This window comes from Clostridium sp. (assembly GCF_032552055.1).
In the GTDB taxonomy this organism is placed as follows: Bacteria; Bacillota; Clostridia; order Clostridiales; family Clostridiaceae; genus Clostridium.
The window spans coordinates 1-5,156 of sequence record NZ_JAWGSV010000222.1 but is presented as its reverse complement, the minus strand read 5'-3'; the positions used below and the strand labels follow the sequence as shown (position 1 = coordinate 5,156).

6 protein-coding genes and 1 pseudogene are annotated in these 5,156 nt (G+C 25.5%); 5 read left to right on the top strand and 2 right to left on the bottom strand.

Annotation, left to right across the window (positions count from 1 at the left end; translation table 11 throughout):
• Nucleotides 1–542: DUF975 family protein (locus tag E6248_RS12780; RefSeq protein ID WP_316341175.1), on the bottom strand; the 542-nt coding region annotated here is incomplete at its 3' end.
• A gap of 208 nt (nt 543–750) precedes the next feature.
• On the opposite strand from E6248_RS12780, the gene E6248_RS12775 reads away from it, so the two are divergent.
• Genes E6248_RS12775 through E6248_RS12760 form a run of 4 tightly spaced genes read left to right on the top strand, consistent with a single transcriptional unit; the run spans nt 751 to nt 3,857 of the window.
• Nucleotides 751–1,692 carry a GTP-binding protein gene (locus E6248_RS12775; protein ID WP_316341174.1) on the top strand — a complete coding sequence of 314 codons (942 nt, stop codon included), beginning with the start codon at nt 751–753 and terminating at the stop codon, nt 1,690–1,692.
• 5 nt (nt 1,693–1,697) lie between these two features.
• Complete coding sequence (locus E6248_RS12770) at nt 1,698–2,330, top strand: GTP-binding protein (protein ID WP_316341173.1); 633 nt, start codon at nt 1,698–1,700, stop codon at nt 2,328–2,330.
• Entirely contained in the window at nt 2,314–3,216 is a 903-nt protein-coding gene (locus E6248_RS12765; RefSeq protein ID WP_316341172.1) for a permease, read from the top strand. The genes E6248_RS12770 and E6248_RS12765 overlap by 17 nt, the downstream gene beginning before the upstream one ends.
• Nucleotides 3,213–3,857 (top strand): membrane-spanning protein, encoded by a 645-nt coding sequence (locus E6248_RS12760; RefSeq protein WP_316341171.1) that lies wholly within the window; start codon nt 3,213–3,215, stop codon nt 3,855–3,857. The genes E6248_RS12765 and E6248_RS12760 overlap by 4 nt, the downstream gene beginning before the upstream one ends.
• 17 nt (nt 3,858–3,874) lie before the next feature.
• Here E6248_RS12760 and E6248_RS12755 read toward each other — a convergent pair whose 3' ends face one another.
• Nucleotides 3,875–4,744 carry a cation diffusion facilitator family transporter gene (locus tag E6248_RS12755; RefSeq protein ID WP_316341176.1) on the bottom strand — a complete coding sequence of 290 codons (870 nt, stop codon included), beginning with the start codon at nt 4,742–4,744 and terminating at the stop codon, nt 3,875–3,877.
• A 164-nt stretch (nt 4,745–4,908) separates the two neighbouring features.
• On the opposite strand from E6248_RS12755, the pseudogene E6248_RS12750 reads away from it, so the two are divergent.
• Nucleotides 4,909–5,156, top strand: a pseudogene (locus E6248_RS12750) (hypothetical protein); the annotation flags it as partial.

Genomic DNA, 5,156 nt, shown 5'->3' with positions numbered 1-5,156 from the left:
CCGGCAATACCTAGAGTTATTACAGATAATATATACCATCCAATAAAGGATAGTTGAAGTACAAAATATTCTGCTTTATGACCATACATTATTTTTTGACTTTCTATCATACAATCTTTTATTGATTTAGAAGGATCCTCTACTAATATAAAGAAGGATTGTGAAAACATTATTAATACTATAATTCCAGGAATTACAAAAAGTAATGTTCCAATAAAGCCAAGTACAGCAATAGCAAGGTATAAGCCTAAAGTCTTTAAGTAAATATAAAAATGTGAAAATAAATCTGTTATTTTTGGAGTTCCTGAATTTTTCACTATTTTTAACAAGAAGTTATTAAGTCCTGCAGTAAATACTCCAGCAAAAAGTATTGTTAATAGGTCTAAGGATATGTAAGATCCTTCATCATAAAAGATTTCCACACCATTTTTTAAAGTCGAAGCATCAATAAAAATACTAGCTATAAAAACTGCAATTATTGAAACTACTAAATTTTCTTTTAATTGCTGCCTTGATTTTGATTTTAAATAAGTTCTATCCATAGTTCACCTCTAAAAATTATTATTATAATTACATTATATAACATTTTACATAAAAGAATAATGTGTATTAAGAAAGAAAAGCATAATTAAATTTTAAAACTAAAGATTTTTGGCTGTTGATTAATAACTTCAGAATTGTTTTGTTGAAGTAATAAAAGAGACTAGCTTTTCATAAAATATTTAGAGTAATTATATTTTGAGGTGTAGTATGAAAGTAAAGATAGATATCTTTTCAGGATTCCTAGGTGCTGGGAAGACTCTTCTTATAAAAAAATTAATATCTACTGGGGCATATAAAGAAAATATTGCAATTATAGAAAATGAGTTTGGAGAAGTTAGCATAGATTCATTAATTCTAAGGGATACAAATATTAAGATAAGAGAAATAAATTCAGGATGTATTTGTTGTGAAGTTACAGGAGATTTTAAAGAAGCCTGTATTGAAGTTATTGAAAAATATAAGCCAGATAGGATAATTATTGAACCATCAGGGGTTGCTAAGCTTACTGATATAATTAAGGTTTTTAAAGAAGTAGATTTAAGGGATAAGGTAGTGATAGAAAATTTAATTACAGTTATTAACCCTGAAAAGTATGATTCATATATAACTAATTTTAAAGATTTTTATATAGATCAAATTAAAAATGCAAAAACAATAGTAATAAGTAGGGTTGAAAAAGTAGATAATCTTAGGTTATCTAAAATTGAAAAAAGCATTAGAAGCATTAATTCTAAATCAGAAATTATAAAGAAGCCTTATAATGAACTCAATACTAATGAAATATTAAGTGAATCCTCAAATAATGAAAAGATAAAAATAGAAAATTCATCTTATAAGGCCACTTTAAAAGGTCTTCTTAAGGAAAAATCTACAGCTAAAGATGTCTTTGAAAGCTATGCTATATATCCTAAAAATATCTTTTCTAAAGCAGAGTTAAATGCAAAATTTAAGTTTATAGCATCTTCTAAAGTTTATGGTGATATTATTAGGGCTAAAGGAATAATTAGCCTAAGAGAAGGTATCTATGGCCAGTTTGATTATGCAGGAGAAGAATTTGAACTAAGGGAAATGAAGAATAAAATAGACAGTGTAATTTCTTTTATTGGAGTAAATTTAAATAAGGAGGAGCTGAAAAAGTTTTTTAGTTAAATAATATGAAGACTAGGTTAGAATTTGTATTTGGTTTTTTAGGTAGTGGGAAAAGTAGATTTATAAACGCTTATTTAGATAGTGATATATGCATAGATGAAAAAATATTAATTATTTCTTTAGAGGAAGGAAATACATTAATAAATAAAGAAAGTAATGTAAAGATTGTTTTTATTGAGGAAATAGAATATTTAAAGGAGATAATAATAAGGGAAGTAAAGGCTTATACCTTTGATAGGATTATTGTGGAATACAATGGGACTATATCTGTTAATAGTGTAGAAGATATATGTAATGATAAAAATATAAAAAGATATATAGATTTTTATGGTGGGTATTTTATAGGGAATTCGGAAGAAATGCTAGTATATATAAAAAATTTAGGGGAACTTATAGTACCTTTTATTCAAGGAAGCAAGCTTATAATACTTAATAATATATCATTAATAAGCAAGGAAAAAAGGGATGAAACTATAAAGCTTATTAAAGATATTAATATTAATTCACCGATAGTTACAATAGATTCATTTAGTGATATTGACAGGGATATAAAGAGTAATAAGTATTTTAAAAGAAATTTATTTATAAAAAGTCTTAAATCTCTTATTAAAGAAAAAATAAATGATAAGATGGGCTAATATTTTTATAAGTATGGTATTAGAAGCTCTTCCATTTATATTAATAGGGGCTTTAATATCATCATTAATTCAAGTGTATATTTCAGAAGATGTAGTAAAGAGGTTTTTACCGAAAAGCAGCTTTTTTTCAATAATTATAGCTGCTTTACTAGGACTTGTAATACCAATTTGCGAATGTGCCATAGTTCCAATTGCTAGAAGCTTAATGAAAAAGGGTGTGCCTATTGCTGTAGCCTTAGTATTTATGTTATCTGTACCACTGGTAAATCCTATTGTTATTGCATCTACTTTTTATGCTTTTAAATCTATAAATGTGGTTTTAATTCGAGTTATTGGAGGAATGGTACTGTCAATTATTATAGGTATTATTGTGTCACTAATAATAAGAAAGAACAAAAGTATATTTAAGGAAAGTAGCATATATGAAAATAATTGCGATTGTGGTTGTGAGGTAGTTGATTATTTTAATAAGAAATCTAATGTTAGATTATGTTTAGAGCATGGAAGTAAGGAATTCTTAAGTATTTTAAGGTACTACATATTTGGATCATTTTTATCTAGTATATTTATTGTATTAGTAAAAGAAGAAACTCTTATAAATTTTTCAAATAAAGGCTTTTTGCCTATATTTATAATGATGTTATTGGCATTTTTACTATCTCTTTGTTCAGAAGCGGATGCTTTTATAGCAAGAGGATTCTTAGATTATTTTGGGGTACCTGCTGTATCAGCCTTTTTAATATTAGGGCCTATGATGGACCTTAAAAATGCTATAATTTTAAACTCATACTTTAAAAAATCTTTTACTGTTACTTTAATTGGAGTAATAGGTATAGTGGTATTTATTGCCTCATTAATACTTAGCTTTTGGGGAGTAGGGATATGAGAAGATTTAATATAAATGAATTTATATCATTATTAGTATTAATTTTAGTATTGGCTTTAGTTTCTTTTTTAATTATAACAGGAGATATACAGAATTTCTTAAGTGAGAAAAGTGCTGCAAATTTAAAAATAGTTTTAATTATATTGCCAGTTTTGATTATAGTACAAGCTACTAAAGTTTTCACTTTCAATTCTAGGGAGGATAATTCATTAAAGGTCTTACCAATAGTTTTCACTCTAGGTATAGCTGTGTTTTTAATATTTAGAAGCCATATTATAAATGAAGAAGTTAGCGATTATAATTTTAATAATGTTCTTTCACATAAGGCTATAGAAATTAATCATGAAACTCATTATATTTTAGAAGAGTTAGATGAAAAAGGGGAAGAGTATTTAGGTAAGGATATAATATTTACAGGCTTTGTATATAAATATGAAGGTGATAAGTTTATATTGGCTAGGGAAGAAATGAATTGCTGTGCAGCTGATTCTTTTATAATTGGGGTTAAATCAATGGCAGATGAGAAGTTTAACGAAGGACAATGGGTAAAAGCTTTAGGAAAGATAGAATACAATGGTGAATACTATTTAAATATATATGAGTATATAAAGATAAATGAACCTAAAAATATATATTTTTAAAATAAAAGTGACTACCTTTATAAGTAGTCACTTTTGCTATTATGATTATGATTATGATTATTGGGTTCAACGTGGATTATTAAATCAACTTTTTTGTCCAATTTATTATTTAATGTATCTTCAATTTTATGAACTAATGTATGAGCCTCATCTACATTTAATTTTGAATCCACTTTAATATGCATATCTAGAAAAATATGATCTTTATAACCTCTTGATCTAATATTATGAATATCCTTAATATCAGTAAAATCTTTTAATATATCAATTACAATTTCTTCTTCAATCATAATTTTGTCAGTTAATGATGATATATTTTCTTTAATAATTTCATAAGATGCATGTAAAATAAATAAGGCAACAATAAATGATACAAAGGTATCTAAAATAGGAGGAAGACCTAATTTAACACATAATAGAGTAATTAAGACTCCAATAGAAACAAATATATCACTTTTAGTATGAATAGAATCTGCAATTAAAATTTTACTATTTAACTTTTGACCTTGCTTATTTTCGTATAAGGCTACAAAGATATTTATAATTAAAGTTAATAATATAATTACCAAACTTACAACACTAATAGATAATGTATAAGGAGTAAAGAGTTTAGAAATTGATGTTTTAATAACATTAATTCCTAAAAGTAATAACATAAGTCCAATAAAAATGCTAGATATAGTTTCAAATTTTTTATGACCATAGGGGTGATCGGTATCCCTAGGCTTAGAGGCCATTGTAATACCTATGATTCCTACAACGTTAGATGCACTATCAGATATTGAATGAAATCCATCAGCCATTACACTAGAACTATTAACTATTAATCCAATTAGTATTTTAGATATTGCAACAAATAAATTGGCTAATAAAAGAATAAGTAAAATGTTTTTAACTTTTTTATAAGTAGACTCTATTTTAATCTCTCCTTTTAAGCATTATATACTATTCTATTCTTATAAATTGAAAAGTTTCATTGTATAAAATTAGGTATTTAATTTAATTCCTTGGTTAAACTAAAAGCATAATTTACTAAAGGTTGGTGCTTTTAATGACAATATTAAGTTTAACTATATTTAACCTGATTTTTTACTCTATAGTTGGATGGATAATAGAAGAGGTTTATAGCTTTATAATTACTGGAAGGTTTAAAAAAGAAGGTTTTTTAAAGGGGCCATATAAGCCTATGTATGGAATAGCCTTTACATTATTAATATTATTTAATGAGTATTTTAATTTAAATATTATTACAACTATAATGATTTATATATTAGTACCTACAATAGTAGAATTTATAAG